The organism is Anaerolineae bacterium, assembly GCA_013178015.1.
In the GTDB taxonomy this organism is placed as follows: domain Bacteria; phylum Chloroflexota; class Anaerolineae; order DRVO01; family DRVO01; genus Ch71.
This window is the reverse complement of the sequence record JABLXR010000018.1, coordinates 1-22,275: the sequence shown is the minus strand read 5'-3', so window position 1 is coordinate 22,275 and position 22,275 is coordinate 1. Positions and strand designations below refer to the sequence as shown.

The 22,275-nt window shown below is 66.1% G+C and carries 15 protein-coding genes; all 15 read left to right on the top strand.

Annotated elements, in window-relative coordinates:
- The 15 genes from HPY83_08560 to HPY83_08490 all read left to right on the top strand — a co-directional run bounded on the left by HPY83_08560 (window position 1) and on the right by HPY83_08490 (window position 22,108).
- Entirely contained in the window at window positions 1–1,488 is a 1,488-nt protein-coding gene (locus HPY83_08560; GenBank protein ID NPV07999.1) for a protein kinase, read from the top strand.
- Window positions 1,489–1,493: 5 nt separating this feature from the next.
- On the top strand, window positions 1,494–2,858 hold the full coding sequence (locus HPY83_08555; GenBank protein ID NPV07998.1) for a hypothetical protein: 1,365 nt from the start codon (window positions 1,494–1,496) through the stop codon (window positions 2,856–2,858).
- A 281-nt stretch (window positions 2,859–3,139) separates the two neighbouring features.
- Window positions 3,140–4,093, top strand: coding sequence for a winged helix-turn-helix transcriptional regulator (locus HPY83_08550; GenBank protein ID NPV07997.1), 954 nt, complete (start codon window positions 3,140–3,142; stop codon window positions 4,091–4,093).
- A gap of 71 nt (window positions 4,094–4,164) precedes the next feature.
- On the top strand, window positions 4,165–5,598 hold the full coding sequence (locus HPY83_08545) for a hypothetical protein (protein ID NPV07996.1): 1,434 nt from the start codon (window positions 4,165–4,167) through the stop codon (window positions 5,596–5,598).
- Window positions 5,599–6,714: a hypothetical protein gene (locus HPY83_08540; GenBank protein ID NPV07995.1), complete on the top strand. Its 1,116-nt coding sequence runs from the start codon at window positions 5,599–5,601 to the stop codon at window positions 6,712–6,714. It begins immediately after the preceding gene.
- 28 nt (window positions 6,715–6,742) lie between these two features.
- A complete protein-coding gene (locus tag HPY83_08535) occupies window positions 6,743–7,888 on the top strand; it encodes a hypothetical protein (protein NPV07994.1) in 1,146 nt (381 codons plus the stop codon).
- A gap of 48 nt (window positions 7,889–7,936) precedes the next feature.
- Window positions 7,937–10,852, top strand: coding sequence for a hypothetical protein (locus HPY83_08530; GenBank protein ID NPV07993.1), 2,916 nt, complete (start codon window positions 7,937–7,939; stop codon window positions 10,850–10,852).
- 431 nt (window positions 10,853–11,283) lie between these two features.
- On the top strand, window positions 11,284–12,483 hold the full coding sequence (locus tag HPY83_08525) for a hypothetical protein (GenBank protein NPV07992.1): 1,200 nt from the start codon (window positions 11,284–11,286) through the stop codon (window positions 12,481–12,483).
- Window positions 12,484–12,628: 145 nt separating this feature from the next.
- On the top strand, window positions 12,629–14,032 hold the full coding sequence (locus HPY83_08520) for a sugar ABC transporter substrate-binding protein (protein NPV07991.1): 1,404 nt from the start codon (window positions 12,629–12,631) through the stop codon (window positions 14,030–14,032).
- 140 nt (window positions 14,033–14,172) lie between these two features.
- A complete protein-coding gene (locus HPY83_08515) occupies window positions 14,173–15,102 on the top strand; it encodes a sugar ABC transporter permease (protein ID NPV07990.1) in 930 nt (309 codons plus the stop codon).
- Between the two features lie 4 nt (window positions 15,103–15,106).
- A complete protein-coding gene (locus HPY83_08510) occupies window positions 15,107–16,009 on the top strand; it encodes a carbohydrate ABC transporter permease (GenBank protein ID NPV07989.1) in 903 nt (300 codons plus the stop codon).
- Between the two features lie 26 nt (window positions 16,010–16,035).
- Window positions 16,036–16,428, top strand: a complete 393-nt coding sequence (locus HPY83_08505; GenBank protein ID NPV07988.1) for a hypothetical protein — start codon at window positions 16,036–16,038, stop codon at window positions 16,426–16,428.
- A 95-nt stretch (window positions 16,429–16,523) separates the two neighbouring features.
- Window positions 16,524–17,636 (top strand): hypothetical protein, encoded by a 1,113-nt coding sequence (locus HPY83_08500; protein ID NPV07987.1) that lies wholly within the window; start codon window positions 16,524–16,526, stop codon window positions 17,634–17,636.
- A 142-nt stretch (window positions 17,637–17,778) separates the two neighbouring features.
- Entirely contained in the window at window positions 17,779–20,910 is a 3,132-nt protein-coding gene (locus HPY83_08495; protein NPV07986.1) for a hypothetical protein, read from the top strand.
- Window positions 20,911–21,166: 256 nt separating this feature from the next.
- Complete coding sequence (locus HPY83_08490) at window positions 21,167–22,108, top strand: hypothetical protein (GenBank protein ID NPV07985.1); 942 nt, start codon at window positions 21,167–21,169, stop codon at window positions 22,106–22,108.
- The last annotated feature ends 167 nt before the right edge of the window (window positions 22,109–22,275 follow it).

The following is a 22,275-nucleotide window of genomic DNA, read 5'->3' as shown; positions in this document are numbered from 1 at the left end:
GTGATTCTCCGAAGCCCCCAAGAGATAGATGAGTACACCATCGTCAGGCCGGTAGGAGGCAGCAAGGCCTTCACCGTCTACCAGGCGACCGACCGCGACGGCGCCAGCGTAACTGTGAAGGCGGCGTTGAACCGTTCAGCCCGAGACCTGGCCCACCTCCGCCGGGAGCGGGAAGTGGTGCGCCACCTCTACCTGCCCGGCTTGCGCGCCGTCCGGCACGTAGGCCAGAGCGCCGACGGTCACATCTATTCAGTGATGGACTGGGCCGAGCGCACTCTGCGCGACGAGATGAACCGTCGCCGTCGCTTCTCTCGCAGCGCTGTCCTCAAGATTCTGACCCCCGTAGCCGAGACGCTGGATGAGATGCATGCCCGCCAGTACATCCACTGTAACCTCACTCCTGACCACATCCTTCTGACGGAAGACGGCCGCGTCCTGCTGGCGGGAGCAGCGCAGGCGCGCCGCCGAGGGCAACACCCGGCCCCTGGCGATGCCCGCTACACCGCGCCCGAGCGCAATACCGCCCAGCCCACCGGCCCTTGGTCTGACATCTACTCCCTGGGGGTCATCGCCTACGAGATGCTCGCTGGCAGGCTGCCCTTCCCCCGGAGCTCGGACGAGCAGCTGCGCCGCGACCATGCCGTCCTCACTCCCAGCCTGCCCCGCTCCCTCAGGCGCAGCTTGGGCCGCGATGCCAGCCGGGCCCTGTTGAGGGCGCTGGCCAAGGAGCCAGCAGATCGGTTTCATTCCGCCTCGGCTTTCATAGAGGCCCTGCGCGAACGCGAGCCCACCTCGATGGCTCTTCAGCACCGCCTATCAGATCTGGGCCACGCTTTGGGCTGGGTCACCACCCGCGTGCCTCGGGCCCTCAAGATCGTCTTCCTAGTGCTGGTGGCGTCCGCGGCCGCCGGAGGCATAGTCCTGGCCGGCCTGCCGCGCGAGGATGCCCCGCCTGAGGACCCCAGAACCGCTACTGCCCGCTTCGAGGCCGCCCTCCTGACGCCGGTGAGCGTATGGACCGCCCGGCCCGTGTCCACCCAGGACCCGAGCCGGCTTCCCACAGCCACGCCGGCGTCGCACCCCACCGCCACGCCCACCACCGCCGTCTCGCCGACATCCACTCCAGAGGAGCAGCCCCCCACCCCGACGGCGGTGCCGGCATCCGCGCCTGGGTCGTTGCACGCCGCGCCCGTCTTGGTCGAGCCGGCTGACGTCACCCACTTCCCCGGAGACGCCACCGTCGAGTTCGTGTGGCAGTATGGCGGCCAGTTGCAGGCCGGCGAGACGTTCGACCTGAGGGTGTGGCGCCAGGGAGCACCGGCCTGGGGCATCGCCCGCACCACCGAGACCCGTTACCGGCAGCGAGGAGCCCCCGACGGCCCCGGCGAGTACTCCTGGCAGGTGGTGGTGGTGCGCGACGACCCGACGACCGGCAAGGTCATCGAGACCAGCAGGCGCAGCGCCACTCGCCGCCTCTTCTGGGACTGATCCTCTTGTCCGAGCGGTCTCAGCCGCTTTCCATGGATGCCCTCTTGCTCACCGTGCTCGTGGTGGCCCGCGTCCGCATAGACACTCTGGCCGACCTAGTGGCTCCCCGACCGGAGGAGACTATCCGTAGCCTGCCCCTTGTGGGAGGCCTGCTCTCCGACCGGGCCTGGGACCTCATGCGCCAGTGGCTGACCGATCCCCTCTCGCTCCTCCTGGTGACCGCGACCTTCCTGCTGCTGGGGCTATACCTGGTCGCCGACGCGGTGCGCGAGCGTCTGTCTCCCACGCTGGTCTACCGGGCCAAGCTGGGGCTGGTGCTGGCGCTGGTAGGGACTACCGTAGTGGCCCAGAGCCTCTACCTCATCGCCTTGCGCCGCGCTACCGGACCGGCCTCCTTCACTCACGACGGCGGCGTCATCCAAACCGAAGCCGCGGTGGACATGCTGCTTCAGGGCCGCAATCCTTACGTCGAGGACTACCTGGACACGCCGCTGGCCGAGTGGGGCCTGGAGAAGCGGACTGCGCTGTATCACTACCCCTACCTGCCCTGGACCCTTATCGCCAGCGCACCGATCAAGCTGGCCTTCGAAGGCATGATCGGCTGGTACGACCAGCGCTTCCTCTACCTGGCCTTGTTCGTGGCTGCGCTCGCCCTGCTCCCTGGCCTGGCCCGCGACCGGTCGGCGGCGCTGCTCCTGGTCATGGTGGTTGGGCTGAACCCCATCATGGGCAGCGACGTCATCTTCGGCATGAACGATTCCTTCGTGCTGGCCTGGATGGTGCTTTCTCTGTGGCTGCTGGCGCGGGGGAAGTATCGCTTTGCCTCCGCCGTGCTGGGGCTGACCCTGGCCAGCAAGCCCACCGCGTGGTTCCTGGCACCCTTCTACCTCGTCTACCTAGCACGGGGATCGGCCGGAGCGGGCCCCGCACTCCGCCGCATCTTCTCTCGGGGATGGCCGACTCTCTTGGTGTTCGGTCTGTTGGTGCTCCCCTTCGTCCTCTGGCATCCCGGCGCCTTCTACGACGACGTGTGGGCGTGGAGCGCGGGGACGTCCTCCACTCCCTACCAGATCAGGGGCTGGGGCCTGAGCAACCTGGTCCTGGCGCTGGCCCTGGTTCCGGACGACCAGGCTTACTTCCCCTTCTGGGTGTTGCAGCTAGCGCTGTGCCTCCCCTTGCTCGTCCTGCTGCTGCGCCGGCAGTGGCACCGACAGACGCTGGCGAACGTGCTGTACGGGACGGCGGCGCTCTTCGGGGTCTACTCCTTCACCTCCCGCTTCTTCAACGAGAACTACGCCGGCTTCCTGCTGGCCCTGCTGGCCTTGGCCGCTCTCGTCGGCCCCGGCGAAACGGCGTCGCCCGACCCGTAGGGCACCCTATCGTTCCTGCCCTCCTGGACTCGCCGCGCGCGAGGGACGGGGCAGGACCAGAACGCTCCCGGTGGTGGACATCGGCGCCCGGGACCATGGCGGCTATGCCTGTGCACGCTCCGGTGACTTCCGAAGGGCGTGCCTCAGTCGCCCATTGGCCTGTCTCCCCACTCGCGCCCAGCCCAAAGAGAAAGACACTATTGACATGGGCTTCTCCCATGTTGTAGACTGGTGCTGTCCTACTGTCCTATGACTAGGGACACCTCGTCTGGGGAGGCCCTGTGGCGGTCACCGCCGACATCGAACGCATTCTGCTGGCTCGAATCACCTCCGGCCGGTATCCGCCTGGTTCCAGGCTGCCCTCGGTGCGGGAGCTGGCAGAGGAGTTCGGCGCCAACAAGAACACCGTCAGTCGTGCTTTCCGGTCTCTGGCGGGAAAGGGTTACCTCAGGATCGAGGCTGGCGTCGGTGCCTTCGTGGCCGGCATACCCTTGGATGGGCCCGGGCTGGAGGCAGCTCGCGAGACCCTGGGCGAGGACCTGGCTTCGACCCTGCGTCAGGCCAGGTTGCTGGGCCTCCGCATGGAGGAGGTCGCCTCCCTATTCCACCGACTCATGGGCACCGTCTACGCCAGCGACCAGGTTGAGGTTCTGTTCATCGAGTGCAACGATTACGACGCCCGGACCCTGGGCGCGAAGCTGGAGCAGGGCCTGGGTGCCCCCATGAAGCTGGTGCTCCTGAGCGACTTCGTGGCTGACACGGAGAGCCTCTGCAGTGGGGCAGACCTGGCGGTCACTACCTTCTACCACTTGGCAGTGGTGCGGGAGGCCGTAGCCGAGGCCGGGGTCGGAACCGAAGTAGTGGGCGTGCATGCTCCTCCGGAGACCGACGCTCTGCTGAGAATCTCACGGGCACCGCAGGGCAGCCGGGTTCTGGCGGTGTGCACCGAGAAGACCACCCTGAATACTATCGTCCACCAGGTGCGAGCCCACAATCCCTCTCTCCAGCTCAGCACTCATCTGGTGGGAGATCCTCAGGCTCTGGAGCGGGACCTGCGATCGGCTGACCTTGTGGTGGACACCCACACCTCCCACCAGGCAGTCGTGGCCGCCGGTTGTTCCGCTCCCATCATCACCTTGTCGTTCACCATAGACCCCACTTCCACCGACTTCCTGCGCGGTCGGGTAGCGGAGTACGTTCGCAGACACGTCAGCGAGGTGGTGGGTAGTGGCTAGTGGCCAGTAGACAGGGAGCAGTCCTTTCACCATCCACTAGCCACTACCCACTGCGCGCCGGGGAGGCTACAGTGAGTGCCAGCTTCACAGGCAGCGCCGGGATCGGCCTGGCCTCTCTGTGTGCCCAGTGGTTCAGTGAAGTCGGACTGCAGCAGGAAGAGGATGGGCGTCTGGCGGCGATGCTGGCCCAAGATCACCAACGCACCGCCTCTTTGCTGCGGACCTGCTTCGGCAAGGTGGTTGACCCGGGGCTCATCAGCACCATAGGCCAGGCCGAGCAGGCGGGTGCGGCATTCCGCCAGGCCGGAGTGGATGCTGTCGTGCTGGTCCATCTGGTCTGGAGTGAGGACCAGCCCCTCATCGCCCTTCTCGAATCGATCGCCGGTCTGCCCCTTCTGCTCTGGAACCGCCACCCTACCGGATCCCTGCCATCCTATCTAACCACCGATGACCTGTTCCGCTTCAGTGGCACTGTGGGAGCCCTCCAGGGGAGCGCCGTGCTTCAAGAGCGGGGGCTGCGGGTGCCGATCGTCTCGGGCTTCCCTGAGGATCCGGACCTGGTCGGTCAACTCCGCCAGTACGACATCGCTCTGCGCCTGCGACGCCGCCTGCGGGGCCTGACCGCCGGCCGCATCGCCGGCACCTGCGAGATCATGACCGGGACTCGCGTGGACGAGCGGGCCCTCGCGCAGTGCTTCGGCGTGCGGCTCCAGGAGATCAGTGCCTCGCAGTACGCCCAGGCCTGTGCCTCAGTCGAGGACGAGCGGGCCCAGGCTTTCGCCGACGAGATCAGAAGGCGATATCCGGTAGTTGGCGTCTCGCAGGAGAGCCTGTTCGTAGCTTGCCGCAATACGCTGGCGCTTGACGACCTGATAGCCCAGCACGGCCTGGGCCTGGTGGCCATCCAGGACCTGGATGAGGACCTTCACCGACTGTCAGGGGTCAGGCCCTGTCTCTATCCTCCGGAAGCTGCTTCCCTCGGGGTCGCGTTCGGGATGGAAAGCGACGTCAACGCCACGCTCGGACTGCTGGCGGCCATGGAGTGCACTGGGTCTCCCTGCATGTACACCGAGCTCTTCACCTTCGACCCGAGCGACAACCTCCTCCTGATGGGTCACGCCGGCCTCCACGATCCCCGTCTAGCCTCTGACGAAGGCGTGACCATCGTTCCCGACTACGAGTACCGCCACGCCGACGCCCTCGAGGGCGCCTGGCAGGAGTTCGTCCTCAGACCGGGCCCGGTGACCTGCCTTAGCCTCTACGACACCCGCGCCGGGTATCGTCTGACCGCCTTCGAAGGCGAGTCCCTCGGCGGCCCCAAGCGCCTGCAGGGCTTTGCCCATGCCCTAGTCAGGCCCGACCGCGACGTCAGCCTGCTCCTCCCGGAGCTCCTCTCTCTGGGGCTCACCCAGCACTTCGCCATAGCGCCAGGCCGCGTCGCTAGCGTGCTGGAGAAGTGGTGCCAGTTGAGCGGCATCGAATTCGTGCAACTGGAGGTGCGGTAGGTGACCGGCAAAGAGAGAGTCCTGAAGGCGCTGGCCGGCGAGAAGACCGATGTGGTGCCCGCTTTCCCCCACTGGTGGGGGGTGTACAAGCTGGACATCCTCGGCCTCGATCCTCGGCTCTTCCCCACCCTGGGCGGACCTCGGCTAGCCGAGATAGACGCCAACTTCTACCAGACCTTCAAGCCCGACATCATCCACCTGGGCGGGGGCGCTTCTCGCGACGTCCGGGACCGGCCGGTGGTGCAGGAGGGCCAGGATCTCTACCTGTTGAACCCGGACACCGGCGAGCGCAACCGCCTGTTGCCCAACTGGACGGTGGACTGGGGCCGTCGCAAGGCCAGAAGGATCGGGTTGACCTCCAAGGCGGAGGTAGACGACTATGTGGCCGGCCACTACCCGACCAAAGACCAAATCCTCGAGTCAGGCACTTACGACCACGTGGTGGAGATCCTGCGCCGCTTCGGCGACGAGGCCTTCGTGGCCATGAATCTGGGCTCTCCCGTCTGCACCACCTTCGACCCCGACGGTCCCCTGGGCTACACCGAGGCCCTGATCGCCCTGGTGGAGAAGCCCGCCCTGATGGAGTACCTCATCGGCCGCAGCTACGAGGGCTACCTGGAGCAGGCCAAGGCCCTGGCTGCCATCGGCTGCCACGCTTTGATGAGCTCCGAGGCCTACGTGGCTGCGGACACGGTATCCCCGGACATGTTCGGCTCTCTCATCTACCCCATCTACAAGGACTTCAACCGCCGGGTGGCCGACTTCGGGATCATCCCCTTCATCTACTTCATGGGCAACATCGGCCCGCTCGTGCCCTACCTGAAGGATGTCAACATCAAGGCCCTGATGGTGGAGGAGCCCAAGAAGGGCTTCAATGTGGATGTGGTCGAGATCAAGCGCCAGGTGGGGGACAGCCTCTGCCTGGTAGGCAACGTGGACAGCGTCGAGGTCATGCTCCGGGGCCGGCCGGCCGACGTGGAGCAGGCCGTGAGGGCCCAGCTGCCGGCAGCCAAGAATGGGGGCTTCATCATGAGCACGGGCAGCCCCCTGACCGTGGACACGCCGGTGGAGAACGTCCACACCTTCATGCGGGCCGCCCGGGGGCCGGTACCATGATGCCGGGGCTGGCCCCGAGGTTGCTGGCGTGACCTCCAGAGAGCGGATGCTGGCCGCCTATCGCAATCAGGTTCCCGATCGCGTGCCCGTCTCGCCCGAGATCTGGGACGCCACCGCCCTGGCGGTGAGCGGGCGGCCGTTCCACGAGTTGGTGGGGCCGTTCGCCGAGACGCCCTGGTGGCAGACGCATCTGGCGGCCTTCCAGTACTTCGGCGCCGATGCCTGGATCGTGCCCGGGATCGGTGCCTCGCCGAGACAGGCAGAGATGGTGACCGAGCGATCGCGATTCCTCGATCCCGAGGAAATCGAAACGGAGATCGAGTATCGGACGCCGAAGGGCAGGCTTCACGCCGTAGCCCGCACCACTCCCGTGTACGCTGGCTGGCTGATCGAGCACCCGGTGAAGGACTTCGTCCGAGACATGCCCGCCTACGAGGCCTACTACTTCGACGATCCTCGAGCGTCCGACCTGAGCGGCATCTGCGAGGCCCTGGCCGGGGTGGGAGAGGCCGGGCTGGTGACGCCGGGTGTCGGCGAGCTGTTCACCAGCTTCTTGGGCAGCGCCCGCGAGGGCGGCATGGTGGCCACCCTCTATGACCTCCAGGACCACCCGGACTACTGCCGGCATCTGCACCGGCGCTACCTGGAGCACATCGCTGAGGTCACCCGGCACGTCCTGCAGAACACCGCCACCCAGGCCATCTTCGTCAACAGCGGCTATAGCGGCCCACCCATCGTCAGCCCCCGGCTGTATCGGGAGTGGGACCGGCCGGTGCTGGCGGCCGTGAGCCAGGTGTGCCGGGAGTTCGACGTGCCCTTGCACTTGCACCAGCACGGACACGTCCGGGTGCTGCTGGAGGACCTGGTCCAGGCCGGGGTGAGCATAGTTTGCCCTTTGCTGCCACCCCCGCAGGGAGACGTGGAGGATCTGGGGGAGCTCAAGCGGGCTGCCGCCGGGCGCATCGCGCTGAAAGGCAACGTGGACCCGGTGGAGGTGCTCCTCCAGGGCACGCCGGAGCAGGTCGAACGCGCGGTGGCCGACTGCATCCGAGACGCTGCCCCTGGAGGTGGCTTCGTGCTCGGCACCGCCGATTCCACTGTGGTGGGGACGCCTTTGGAGAACATTGCCGCCTTCGTGGAGGCGGGCCACAAGTACGGAAGCTACTCCGCCTGAGTCGCGATCGGCCTTAGCCGGGCGCATCGTCGCCAAGGAGAGAGCCACATGTCGGGGCACTTGACCAGCTTCGCCATCATCAGGACGGGCTTCGTGACGCAGACCGACCGGGGCCTGCGCCAGGTTGTCAAGGTGCAGGTGGATAACAGCAGCGCCCCGGCGGAAGGCGTCCTGTCGGTGGATGTGGCGGGGCAAGTCGAGACAGTGGAACTGGGAATTATCGAGCGCGGGCTGGGCCACTACGAGATCACCGTGCCCGAAGTCAGCTCGGCCACCCAGGCGGCCTTCGTTCTGCGCGTTGGCGGGGTTGAGGCCACTCACCAGACCTTGCTCCTGCCGGTCCGCCACTGGAAGGTGTACCTCGTGCCCTTCTCTCACCACGACTTGGGCTACACCGATCTCCCCGAGGTGTGCATCCAGCAGCACAGGGACTACTTCCGGCGCATCATTGACTACTGCCGCCAGACGGACGACTTCCCCGAGGAAGCCCGCTTCCGCTGGACGGCGGACACCACCTGGGCGGTCAAGTTCTTCCTGGAGGACGCCAGCGATAGGGACAGAGCCGATTTCCTTGACTTCGTCCGCGACGGGCGGATCGAGATCACGGCTCAGTACGCCGCCTTCAACTCCGCCCTCCTCACTCACGAGGAGCTCATTCGCTCCATCTACTACGCCTTCGAGCTGGCCCGCGAGCACAACCTGGAGATCACCAGTGCCATGACCACCGACATCCCCGGGAACCCCTGGGGGTTCGCTCAGGTGCTGGCCAGGAGCGGCGTTCGCTACCTCTCCACCGCCGTCAATCGGAGATGGGCGCAAGACGGCGTGGACCGAGCCAAGGTGCCCCGTATCTCCCGCCCCTTCTACTGGGCCGGTCCCGACGGCAGTGAGGTGCTGGTCTGGAACACCGACCCAGAGCACATCTACGTAGAGGGGCGAGAGCTCGGCCTGACCACTTCCTTCGATGCCGCGCACCGGAATCTGCCGGGCTACCTGCAGTCGCTGGAAGCGGGCGGCTACCCGTATGACGCCATCAGCCTGCGTACTACCTGCAAGACGGCGGACAACGCTCCTCCGTGCGTGTACCTCTCCCGCATCGTCCGGGAGTGGAACGAGCGCTACGCCTTCCCCAAGCTCATCATCGCCACCAGCACCCAGTTCTTCCGCTACATGGAACAAACCTATGGCGCTGAGTTCCCTCACTATGCCGGCGATTGGACCGACTGGTGGATGGACGGCCCTGCCTCCTCAGCGTACGAGACCGGCATCACCCGCGTGGCCCACGAGGAGCTGGCTTCGGCGGAGAAGCTGCTGTCCCTGTCGGCGGCGATGGGCTCGGAAGGCTATCCGGAGGACCAGATCGAGGAAGCCTACGACCAGTTAATGCTCTACGACGAGCACACCTGGGGCATGTGGAACAACGTCTCCGACCCCTACCTGGAGACGACCACCAGCGAGTGGCAGACGAAGGCGGCCTTCGCCACCAACGCCGTGGAGTTGACGCACGGTCTCCTGAGACAGGGGCTGCAGCGCTTCGCTGGCCACTTCCGCACCGGCACGTCGCCGGCCATCGCCGTATTCAACCCCCTGTCATGGAGACGCAGCGCCCCGGTGACGGCCCGGCTGGATAGCGTGATTGAGGCCGGGGAAATCTTCCGGCTGCTCGATCCCACCGGCCGCGAGGTGGCCTACCAGGTGCTGGAGTCGCACCAGGGAGGAGGCCTGACCATCGGCTTCCTGGCCCAGGACGTCCCGTCCTACGGGTATTCCCTCTACACCATTGACTCGGGCACAGCCCCTCGGGTGGGGCAGGCATCGGTATCCGTCCAGGGCAACGCCATCGAGAACCGGTACTACCGGGTCACCCTCGACCCTGCCACCGGTGCCGTCGCCAGCATCTACGACAAGGAACTGGGCCGGGAGCTGGTGGACGGCGACAGCCCCTTCCAGCTTAACCAACTGGTGTACGACAGCGGCGAGCCGCCCATCCACGGCCGGTTCGTCCCCGAGTGCAGCGGCGTCTACGCCGGTCAGTCCGGTCCGGTCTGGGGCAGCATTGCCTCGCTGGGCAAGTGCGCCATGGGCAAGCACGTCCGGCTCTCCGACCCTCACTGGGGCAAGGGCAGGTTGGCGCCCTACGTGATTCCCTGGCTGCGGCAGGAGGTCATCCTCTACCAGGACCTGAAGCGGATAGACCTGGTCAATCGCCTGTACAAGGAAGAGACCCTGGAGAAAGAGGGGCTCTACTTCGCCTTCCCTCTCCTGGTCCCGCAAGCCCGATTCACCCTCGAGGTAGCGGGAGCAGCGGCCATGCAGCCCGGGGTGGACCAGCTTCCCGATAGCTGCCACGACTGGCACAACCTCGATTACTGGCTCGACGCCTCCGGGCCTGACTACGGCGTCACCTGGTCGTCTCGCGAGGTGCCGGTGGTATCCATCGGCGACATCAACACGGGCAAGTGGCAGAGTCACCTGGATTTGGCCGGCGGCCACTTCTTCGCCTACGCCATGAACAACTACTGGACCACCAACTTCAAGGAGCGCCAGGGAGGAGACTTTGCCTTCCGCTTCTCCCTCGTCGGGCACGGGCCCGACTGGGGCCACACTGAGAGGGCCCGCTTCGGCTGGGGCTACTGCACCGACATGCAGGCCATCGTGCTGCCGGCCGGCCAGGCGGGGAGCCGGGCGGACGGCGCGGGCAGCCTCCTGGAGGTGGAACCGGGGAACGTGATGGCCTTCACTCTCAAGCGGGCCGAGGGCGGTGAAGGGCTGATCGTCCGGCTGATGGAACTGGAGGGCCGAGATACAACGGCCTGGGTACGGCTGCCCGCAGCCCGCATAGTCTCGGCCCGGCGGACCGACATCGTGGAGCGCGACCTAGGGGCCCTGTCGCTCCGGGACGGCGCCATCGAGGTGCCGATAGCCGCGTTCGGCATCGAGACCGTCCGTCTAGGGCTGCAGTAGGTGGGGCGAGGTGGCGGCAGCCGTCGTCGTAGGCAGATGTCTTGAGGTAGGCGTTATGTGCAGTGAGGCCCGGCAACTGGACACGATACAGGAGCTTTCTGGGCTTGGGCGCGATGCTCGAAGCGTCTGCGTCGTAGGGGCGAACCTGTGTTCGCCCGGGCTACCGCCGAGACGTCAGGCCACGGGCGAACCTTGGTTCGCCCCACGGGAATGGACGTGACGTTGGTGACCAGCGCCGCGCCTCCTTCCACAGAGGTTCGCCCCACGGGAATGGGCGTGACGTTGCCGACCGGCGCCGCCTCTCCTGCCATGGCGGTTCGCCCCTACGGGAATGGGCATCATTGCGGCAGGGCACGCCGCCCCGCAGCGTATGGAGCTCAGCATGACAGTGTGCATGGAGGGTGCCATCGCCTTCCCCCGGGGAGGCATTGATGCCGGGTGAGGCCGGCCTCAAGCGGCAGTCGGGCGAGGCCCTGGAGCGCATCTGGGACCTGTACGACGACGCCGAGATCGAGCGGCGCAAGCAGAGGGTGCGTCGCGCCTGGGACTACCGACGGGTGGATCACGTGCCCCTCAAGATCAACGTGCACGAGAACCCCTGGGGCTTCTCCATGCGGGAGCAGTTGGAGGACGCCGAGAAGCAGTGGGCCGTCAGTCTGGCCGGGATCGAGCGAGCCCTGCGCGTCCTTCCGGATGATTACATCCCTACCATGCGGCCCGACGTGGGCTACATGACCATGGCCACCGTGTACGGCATTCCGGTGCACTGGTCCGACGACCCTAACCAGATGCCTGGCATCCGCCACAACTTGATCTACGACATGAAGCAGGTGCAGGAGCTGCCCCAGTTCGATCCCACAACGCAGGGCCTGATGCCCGAGTGCCTGCACCGCGTATCGCTCTTCGCGGAGCGCGGCCAAGGCCGCATCTACATCTCCGGGATAGACCTGGGCGGCCCTCTAAACACAGGCAAGGACCTGGTGGAGACCAATCTGTACTACGCTGCCTTCTACGAGTACCCGGAGGAGCTACACGCCCTGCTAGACCGGGTCACCGACGACATGATCTCCTGCTACACCGCCATCGTTGCCGCAGCCGGGGGACGGGAGAACATGTCCACTACCGACTTCGACGATCTCTGGGCCCCAGAAGACTACAAGGGCTACGTCTCCGACGACGTCTGCGCCACCATCAGTCCGGCGACGTTCACCGAGTTCTCCCGGCCCTACAACAGCCGCATCTACGCCCAATTCGGCGGCGGGCTGCTGCACAACTGCGGCCCCAACCCCTCGGCACATCTGTACCTGGATCATACCCCGCCCATCAGGGGAGTCACCCTGGCGTATGAATACAGCAAGGACGACTTCCCCCGGCTGAAGGAGGCTTTCGCCGGGCGGGGGGTGATCTACACCGGGATCGGGGGGATCGGGCGCGACTACGATGAGGATCTGGAGGCAGCGGTGGCTCGTCTACGGCGAATCGCCAGCCTCTTCGCTCCGGACGTCGTGGTCATCCCCGCCCTGAGCTTCGACGGCGCCGCCCTCACGGACGAGCAAATCGCCCGTGCCTACTGGGAGGTGGTGGAGGTGGCGGACCGATACGCGCGCAGCATGGACTGGATCGGTGGATAGTGACTGGCGGATGGTGGCCAGAGGGTAGCGGACGCCTGCTTGCCCTCTATCCGCCATCCACTGGCCACCATCCACAGGGAGAGGGTCGGGGGGCACACCCGGGAGTTGCCGCCGAGGGGACCGAAGGCCAATAGGAGGCAGAGACGTGACCGCGAGAAGGTCTAGCCGCAGGGAGTTTCTCCGTCTTGGTGGAATGGCAGCGGGCGGGCTGGCCCTGGCCGCCTGCGGTGCCGCCACCCCGCAAGTGGTCGAGAAAGTGGTAAAGGAGACTGTGGAGGTCGAGAAGATCGTCAAGGAGACGGTGATCGCCGCACCGGCTCCGACCTACGAGCAGGGGGAGCTGACCATCCTGCTGTGCTGCTCGGGCCCGGACGAGATCGCGGCCAAGGAGGCGTTCAACCAGCGCTTTGCCCAAGCCCGCGAGGGCGTGACGGTCACGATGACCCCCATGCCCGCGGGCCAGAACTACTTCGAGAGGCTGCAGACGGTCATCGCGGCCGGGACCGCGCCGGACATCTACGACATGTGGGAGGGCTACGTTCAACCCTATGCCGAGAACGGGGCTCTCGTCAACTTGGATCCCTTCATGGAGGTGGACCCCATCCTCAAGAAGGAGGACCTGTGGGAAGGCGCGCTGGGCAGTGTCACCTACCAGAATAGCATCTACTCGCTGCTGATCGCCATCATCCCTGGCCCGGTGGCGATGTACTACAACAAGGCTCTACTGGACGCCGCGGGCGTGGCTTACCCGAACAACGACTACACTTGGGATCAGATCCGCGAAGCTGCCCTGGCGCTCACGATAGGCGCTGAGACGGGCGCCCCGTCTCAGTACGGCATCGTCTACGATCTGTGGTTCGTGCCCTGGCTGTACTGGATCTGGTCGAACCGCGGCGACGTCTTCAATGCCGACGAGACGCGGTGCACCGCGACCGACCCGAGGACCGCCGAGGCGCTGCAGTACTGGGCCGATATGGTGATCAAGGACTACATCGCGCCGTCCGTCTCTATGCAGTCAACCATGCAAGGCGCCCCGAACATGTTCCAGACCGGCCAGGTAGCCATGTACCTGGGCAACGCCTGGAACTTGGGCGACATCAAGAACGCCGGCGAGCAGGGCCTGGACTGGGGCGCCTGCCTGGCCCCCAAGGCGAATGACGGCAACCGCACCTTCTACCAGCACACCTGGTGCTGGGGCATCTGGACCGGCTCCCAGAAGCCGAACCTGGCCTGGGAGTACTGCCGGGACTTCGTGACCGAAGAAGAGATGATGACCGCCTTCAACACCTTCCAGAAGGCCATGCCCAGCGTCAAGAGGATGCTGTACACCTTCCTCACTCCGGAGACCGAGGCGCTCGGTTGGGCCGGGCTGGTAGACATCGTCGGCGACCCGGCGAAGATCCGCTGGCCGGGTGCCGGGGCCAAGTGGGACAAGATTAGCACCATCTTCCAAGCCGAGATTGACCTGGTGTGGACGGGCGAGAAGACCGCCGCTGATGCCATGGCTTCCGCTTGCCCGTTGGTGGACGAGGAGCTGGCGCGGGCGTAGGAGCCAGCCCATGTCCCTCTCCCCTCTCCCATCGCCATGGGAGAGGGGAGAAGGACAGAGACGGTTCTCGCCTCCGGGCCCCTCTCGCACACGTGTGGGAGAAGGGGCAGGGGGCGAGAGCCACCCGAAGGAAGGAACGTATGCAGTCGTACAGCGGAACGATGCCGAACGCAGGCGGACCAGCCCGCCGGATGGGCATGGAGCGCCGCGAGATGCTCATTGGATGGCTCACGCTGTCGCCCTGGGCGGTCGGCTTCCTCGTCTTCACGTTGGGGCCCATGGTCGCCTCGCTCTACCTCAGCTTCAGCGAGTACAAGATCATCCAGGCGCCCAACTGGGTCGGTCTGGCGAACTACCAGCGAATGCTTGACGACCCGCTCTTCTACAAGTCATTGTCCGTGACCGTGATGTACAGCCTGACGAGCGTTCCCCTGGGCATCTTCATGGCGCTGATAGTGGCCGTGTTGCTCAACCAGGACATCTGGGGCGCCAGGGTGATGCGCACCATCTTCTACCTGCCCTCCGTGATATCGGGAGTGGCGGTGTCGCTCGTCTTCGCCTGGATCTTCAACCACCGCTTCGGCATCCTCAACTACATCATCGGTCTGGTAGGGATCCGGGGGCCGGACTGGCTGGGGTGGCGGCAGTGGGCCCTGCCGGCTTTCGTGCTCATGAGCCTGTGGGGCATCGGCGGCAACATGATCATCCTGCTGGCGGGACTGCAGGGCGTACCGGCGGCTCTGCACGAAGCGGCCGAGATAGACGGCGCGAACTCCTGGCGTCGGTTCTGGCGCATCACCTTGCCCATGATCTCACCAGCGATACTGTTCGTCGGTATCATGAGCATCATCGGCAGCTTCCAGACCTTTACCCAGGCCTTTATCATGACGGGTGGGGGCCCTGCCTACGCCACCCTGTTCTACGTGCTCTACCTGTACCGCAATGCCTTCACCTGGTTCGAGATGGGGTATGCCTCCGCTCTGGCCTGGGTTCTGTTTGCCATCATCCTGCTATGTACCCTGTTGAGCCTGCGCGTATCCCGGTCTTGGGTGCACTATGAGGGAGGATAGCTCTATGGCCACCGTGGCCGGCAGAGCCAGACCCGCTAGAGCAGCAGCAGTGAAGCGGAAGCGGCAGGGATGGCTGGTGTTCAAGCATGTGGCGGTCAGGGTGCTAGTCTTCGCCGCCCTCCTGCCCCTGGCTGGCTTCATCATCATGCCGTTCCTGTGGATGCTGGGCTCGTCGTTCAAGCCCATTGGCTCCGGTATCCGCTTTCCGCCCCAGTTCATCCCAGATACGTGGGTGTGGTCGAATTACCCCCTCGTGTTCGACACCATCCCCTTCTTCACTTACCTGCGCAACAGCGCCATCGTGTCCGGCGGGGTGATAGCCGGCGAGCTGCTGTCCGCCTCCATCGTGGGCTACTCCTTCGCGCGGCTACGCTACCCGGGGCGGGGGCTAGCCTTCGTGGTGCTTCTGGCCACCATGATGATCCCCTTCCCCGTGACCATGGTGCCGCAATTCCTGCTGTTCAACGAGCTGAAGTGGGTGGATACCTACCTGCCACTGATCATCCCGGCCTGGTTCGCCCCTCCCTTCGCCGTATTCCTGCTGCGGCAGTTCTTCATGACGGTGAACCGAGAGCTCGACGACGCAGCCAAGGTAGACGGCTGCAATGAGCTACGCATCCTCTTCCAGATCCTCATGCCCCTATCGAAGCCGGCGTTGACGACGGTGGCCATCTTCTCGTTCACCTGGAACTGGAACGACTTCATGGGTCCGCTGATCTACCTTAGCGATGCCCGCAAGTTCACTCTGGCGTTGGGCATCAACTACCTGCGCTCCTTCCGCGGCGGCGGGGACCTGGCGCCGCAGATGGCCGCCAGCCTGATGTTCTCGGCGCCCTGCATCATCCTGTTCTTCCTGGCACAGAAGTACTTCGTCCAGGGCATAGTCACCACCGGGCTGAAAGCGTAGGCGGGCCGATCGGCAGATGATTGACCATGCTTCGGAGACTGGCGTTCCTGGGGCTCATCGGACTGGCGCTCGCGGGGTGCTCCCCGGTCGAAGCACCGTCCACCACGGCCGAGGCCACGCCTTGCGCCAGCCTCTGGGTCGTGTACTCCGCATCTTGCGCCCAGTGCCGCTACATCAAGCCCCTCGTCCTCCGGCTTCAGGAGGAGCATGGCGGTCGGGTTGGAGGCGGCATCGTCCTGGCGGAGGAAGCTCAGGGCCGCCAGCTTCGGCAGCAATACGGCATACGCTGCACGCCGGGCACGGTAGTACTGGCGGCCGACGGGTCATTGCTCGCCGGGCCCGCCTGCGGTCCACTGGGCTATGCGGCGCTGAAGGCCATGCTGGAGGAGGCGTTGGAGGATGGGCGGTGCTGCTCATGACGATCCTGTCCCCAGACCATCGTAGGGGCGGCCATGGGCGCCTCGGCGTGTGCCGAGCGGAGGCATTCGACATCGGTAGTGAGGGGCGCCCGCGTATGAACCCGAAGCAGCGCCTGCTGGCCGTGCTGAGCGGCTCCCGGCCCGACGTGGTCCCCGCCGCTCCTCATTGGTGGGGCAACTACAAGTTCGAGGTCGCCGGCAAGGACTACATGCTGGATCGCTGGGGAGACGGCGCCAGCATGGTGCCCGTATACACCCGCTTCTACGAACGCTTCCGACCGGACTGGTTCCACCTGAGCGGCGGTTATCCGCGCCGGCGGAAAGGGCACCCCAGCCGGGAGTACCGGGGCATCCGAGAGGGAGAGCGCCTGTACCTGGTGGCTCCCGACGGCTCTCGCGACGAGATCCTGGCCGATGAGAGCCTGGCCTCCGAGCACCGCGGTCGCCCCTGGGACGATGGCCTCACCATACCGCAAGCCATAGACCGCCTGCTTGAGAATCGGGATCCGCCCACGGCTGAGGATCTGATCGAGGCCGGCTACACCGACCACGCTGCCGAGATCGTGCGCCGGTATGGGGATGAGGCGTTCGTCTGCGTCAACGTCGGTGCTCCCGGCATCCAGACCCTGGGCAGCTACGAGCGCAGTCTCATGGCTTTGCACGACTACCCGGAAGGGGTGAAGCGTCTGGTCCAGATCCGATACCGAGAGGCCCTGGAGTGGGCCAAGGCCTTCGCCGCCGTGGGCGTGCACGGCTGGCTGATCTCGGAAGACATGGCCGCCGCCGATACCATGTCGCCTCGCATGTACGAGGAGATCCTCTATCCGGCCGATTGCTGGTTCTTCGCCCAGGTGGAGGAGCTGGGCCTGGTGCCAATGGTGTACTTCTGCGGCGACGTGAACCCCCTGGTGCCGCTGATCCGCGAGTCAGGGGTCAAGGCTCTCCTCGTCGAGGACAGCCGCAAGACCTTCAGCCTGGACGTGGTGAAGATCGCCCGCGAACTCGAGGGCAAGGTCTGTCTCTTCGGGAACGTAGATACCACCGGCCTGATGCTCCGGGGCAGCCCGAACCAGGTCAGGGCAGCCGTCCGCCATCAGTTGGCGGCGGCAGAGGAGGGGCCCTTCGTGGTAGCCAACGGCAGCCCTCTGGCTCCGGGCACTCCACCGGAGAACGTAGACGCCCTGATCGAGGCGGCACATAAGGAATAGGTTACAGGGAACAGGTTATAGGTTGTAGGGACCAGGGTATGCGCTGTCGAGAGCCGAACGTACCGGGCACATATCTCTCTATGTCCCATAACCTATTCCCTGTAACCTATAACCTGTTCCCTGTAACCTGACTGGAGGCATGATGGATAGCGTCAACGTCGCTCCGTTCGCCGCCAAGGTAGTGACTGATCAGCCCGGTGAGTACTCCCTCTGGTGGGAAGACCCGCGCGTGATCGAGCGGGTGGAGGTCCGGTTCTCTGAGCCGGTGGGCCGCGAGGAGCTGCCTGAGCTGTACTACTGGCAACACACCTGGCCCAGAGTCCGCCTGGCCAAGAACGCCGTAGTCGGCTCAGGCGAACAGGGCTGGCTCCCCATTGACGACTGGATCACCGGCCAGTGGCGCCGGGCAGCCTGCTCCGTCGAGGGTGAAGGTGGGACCTGGACGTACACTTTCCTGCCTCTCGACCAGGAGGACGTGCCCTCGGCAGACGAGTTTCCGGTCCGCTTCCGTCGCACCCTCAGGGTGCGCCTGGCGGGGAACAGCGCCGGGGCGATCCGGGCCGTGGCCGCTTACAGCGACTCGGAGTGGCGGGAGACGGAGATCTGCTTCCAGTGGGGCGGCATGACGAGCCAGGCACAGCGCTGGGACGGCCGGCTGGAGGCGTTCAACGGGTATGTGCTGTCGGTGCAGCCGTGGGGCCGCGGGGCAGAAGTGGGTGCGGACGGGAGTTGGCGCTCCTCGGTCAACGGCAACCTGGCCGGTGTCAGGGCGCGGGTGCGCTACGCTCACAACGAGGACCGCAACTCGTACGACCGCACCATCGTTACCCTGCGGTCGGAGGTTCTCTCCTTCTCTGTGGACATGCGCCACGTGCTGGCAGAGGGGACGCTATACCTGCCCGATTTCGGTGTAGCTGTAGGCCAGGCCGAGGGCTACCCCGGCCTGGCGGCCATAGCGGCCCGCTGGGAGGCCGGCCGCGGCCGCTCCATCACCGAGCGGGTGGAGGAGCTTCCGGAGCAAACCTGGGACCGGGTGCGGCGAGAGCAACCCCGGACGGAGCCCCCCATCTACTTCGTGCTTGGCTGTGAGGGCGGCCGGCAGAAAGCCCGCCTGCACCCGAACGGCGACCTGGAGCTCTTTGAGAACTACATCCGGCGGGTGAGGGGCCGGGACTCCGACCGGCTCCTCTGGGAGGGGCCAACGCTGCGGTACTCATTCGGTCTGCCGGGGCAGTTCACCGGCCGTAGCCTGGCCGAGGGGTACCTTCCCGTGGTCCGGGCCGACTGGGTGGCTCGCCCCATCACCTACGAGCAGGACGCCTTCGCCACCTGGCTGCTGGCCGACATCGGCGACGACAGTGACAAGCCGGGTGACGATCCGGTGGTGGCTCTGCTGCGCTTCACCCTGATGAACGCCGGGACGGAGCCGGCGGTGGGCCGTTTGGCACTGAGTACGGCTGACAAGAAGGCTGAGGGAGAGCGCCTGGCGGTCAGCGACGGCCTCGTGTACGCCATGCGCGACGGGGAGAGACGGCTGCGAGCCCAGTTCGATATCCGCGGCCGCGGCGCCCTCAAGGCCGGGGAGGCGGGCGCCACGTACGAAGTGGCGTTGGCCCCCGGCGACTACCATTGCGTGGTAGTGAAGGTGCCCCTCATCACCCTCTCCGAGGAGGAGGAGGAGTTGACGGCGCTCGACGCTCTCCAGTTCGAGGAGCAGCGCCGCAAGGCCGTCGCCTTCTGGCAGCGGCGGGTGGCTCAAGGAGCCCAGATCGAGACCCCCAATCCGGACCTGAACCGGTTCTACAAGGCTCACCTGACCCACATGCTCATCGTCAACGACCGCGAGCCGGGGTCGGAGCGGTTGGCTCCCCGTTGCGGCGGCTTCCACTATGGCAACTTCCCCGACGAGGGCATCATGTGCACCGCCGACCTGGACCGGCGTGGCTATGCCAGGGAGGCTGAGCGCTGCCTGGAGATCATGGTGCACTACCAGGGCACCGTGCCGCTGCCGGGCGACTTCGAGACTCACTTCGGAGTCCTGTACGGCTCCAACGGCTACGAGATGGGCGGGTACAATCGGGGACAGGGCTGGGCCATGTGGGGCCTGGCCGACCACTACCGCATCACCCGGGACCGAGAATGGCTGGAGCGGGTGGCTCCCGCGATGGTGAAGGCCTGCGACTGGGTCACCCACGAGCGCCGGCGGACCATGGAGTTGGCCCCTGACGGCAGCCGCCCCATCGAGTTCGGCTTCCTGCCCGCGGGCTCGCTCGAGGACGTGACCGACTACTGGCATTGGCTGTCGAGCAACGCCTATGCCTGCTGGGGCTTCCAGGCCATCGCTGACGTGCTGGCAGAGGCCGGGCATCCCGAAGGCGAGAGACTCCAGGCGGAGGCGGCTGCCTTCCGGGCCGATCTCATGGTCGGCTTCAACGAGTCCCGGGCCCGCTCGCCCATAGTCAAGCTCGCGGACGGGCGCTGGGTGCCCTACTGGCCGGCCCGGCTGGAGAGGCGCGGCCGCGACTTCGGCTGGCTGCGGGAGGTGCTCGAGGGCTCCATGGGCCTCCTCTTGAGCGAGATGATCTCCACGGGCGACCCGGCGGCCCGCTGGATCCTCGACGACTACGAGGACAACCTCTACCTGTCAGAGGAATACGGCTACCCGGGGACCATGCCCGATTTCGACGGACACTGGTTCGACTGGGGCGGGTTTTCCATGCAGTCCAACCTGCTCCTGCACCCGTTGCTGTACCTGCGGCGGGATCAGGTCAAGCCCTTCCTGCGCGCCTTCTTCAATGGGTTCTACTCCACCTACTTCGAGGACGTCAGCATGCTGGCCGAGCACAACCTCCCCACTTTGGCAGACTGGCGCGGAGACCACTTCAAGACCTCGGATGAGGCCAACGTCATCCGCTACCTGCGTCTGATGCTAGTGGAGGACTGGGGAGACACCCTCACCTTGGGCAAGGCCATTCCCAGGGAGTGGCTGGAGCACGGCAAGGGCGTCCGGGTGGAGCGCGTGCTCACCTACTTCGGGGAGGTGAGCTACACCATCGCCTCCCGTGCCGGGGAGGGCCTCATCGAAGCCGAGGTGCACCTCCCTCAACGCCATCCTCCGGCCCGGGCTCGGCTGCGGCTGCGCCACCCGGAGATGACTGAGATCCGGCGAGTGGCGCTGGACGGGTCCGAGTGGGCCGAATTCGATCCCGTGAGCGAGACCATCGAGCTGCCGGCGGAGCGGAAGCAGCTACGCGTGCGGGCTTACTATGCCTGAGAGAGGGCGGCTGCATCTGGAAGACAGGCACCCCCACCGAGGAATCCTGGCGGGGGTTGGGCGCAGATTCGTCCGTCGCGGAGTTGCATCTGGCAGATCGACACCCCCACCGAGGAGTCCGCGCCCCCAGGTGCGGGTCCACCCAGGGGCACGCATTCGCTCCGGCGAGCCGGTCCGACGTGGGCGCGCGAACTCCTCGAGTGTTCTCGGGCCTCGCGCCGAGAAATGCGGCTGCCAACACGCCTGAGGGAGTGAGATGCCGTCAGCATGGCGCGAAGTGACGATAGGGGAGCACCAGGGTCTCACCGCCGAGACCGAGGCCCTTTCGGTCACCATTCTGCCGGGGGTTGGGGGCAAGATGGCGTCGTTCCGCAGCCGGGGCTCGGGCTTCGAGTACCTCTGGCAGCCACCTGACGGGGTATATCCTGTACCGGAGTACGGAGCGCAGTACGGCCCCGAGTTCGCCACCGGTTTCGACGAGTGCTTCCCGACGCTCCTGGCCTGCGAATACCCAGCCGAGCCCTGGAAGGGCGTGCCCATCCCTGACCACGGCGAGGTCTGGGCCCTGCCCTGGGAGTGGCGTGTGGTGGAGGGAGCCCTAACCCTGGCGGTGGCCGGCAGAGGCCTGCCCTATCGGCTGGCGAAGGCTATCCAGGTGGAGGGCGAAGAGGTCCTGCTGCGCTACCGCCTGACCAACCTGAGCGAGGAGCCGCTACGGTGGCTGTGGAGCGCCCACCCCCTGTTCAACCTCACCCCGGGGCTGGTGGTGCACGTTCCGGGCCGCCCGGCCATGACCGTGTATGAGTCGCTGGGCGATGCCCTGGGGGCGCCCGGCAGCCTTCATCGCTGGCCCTACGCCGGCGAGGTGGACCTGGCCTTGCCGGCAGAGCGAGAGCTGGCAGCGGAGAAGGTGTTCCTCAGCGGGCTGGGCGAAGGCCGCGTCGTGCTCCACTACACCGAGATGGGCGAGGGCGTCAGCATCCAGTTCCCGCAGGAGACTCTCACCGGCATCGGACTGTGGTATAACGTGCGCGGCTGGCCCGCCGAGGCTCCGCACCACAACGTCGGTGTCGAACCCTGTTCCGAGCCGCACGAGAGCCTGACAGACTGCCGTAACGTGCTCGCCCCGGGTGGCGAGGCCACCTGGTGGATGCGCTGGATCCTCTTCCGTTGGGCCCCCGGTCGGCGCGCCCGGTGAGGACCGGGAATCCAGTGTTGGTGAACCCAGAACAGAGGAGTTCGCGCCCCCAGGCGCGACTTAGGGACGCGCGCACTCCTCATCATGGACAGCTGGTGAGTCTGGAGTCAGGGGGGGCATTGCGTAGCGAGGCATGGGCTTGGCGGGGTTCGTCCGCAACCTGGGGG

Coding starts and splice junctions, on each gene's coding strand:
- HPY83_08530 (NPV07993.1), top strand. CDS start 7,937: ATGTCGGGGCACTTGACCAGCTTCGCCATCATCAGGACGGGCTTCGTG.
- HPY83_08525 (NPV07992.1), top strand. CDS start 11,284: ATGCCGGGTGAGGCCGGCCTCAAGCGGCAGTCGGGCGAGGCCCTGGAG.
- HPY83_08515 (NPV07990.1), top strand. CDS start 14,173: ATGCAGTCGTACAGCGGAACGATGCCGAACGCAGGCGGACCAGCCCGC.
- HPY83_08510 (NPV07989.1), top strand. CDS start 15,107: ATGGCCACCGTGGCCGGCAGAGCCAGACCCGCTAGAGCAGCAGCAGTG.
- HPY83_08505 (NPV07988.1), top strand. CDS start 16,036: ATGCTTCGGAGACTGGCGTTCCTGGGGCTCATCGGACTGGCGCTCGCG.
- HPY83_08500 (NPV07987.1), top strand. CDS start 16,524: ATGAACCCGAAGCAGCGCCTGCTGGCCGTGCTGAGCGGCTCCCGGCCC.
- HPY83_08495 (NPV07986.1), top strand. CDS start 17,779: ATGGATAGCGTCAACGTCGCTCCGTTCGCCGCCAAGGTAGTGACTGAT.
- HPY83_08490 (NPV07985.1), top strand. CDS start 21,167: ATGCCGTCAGCATGGCGCGAAGTGACGATAGGGGAGCACCAGGGTCTC.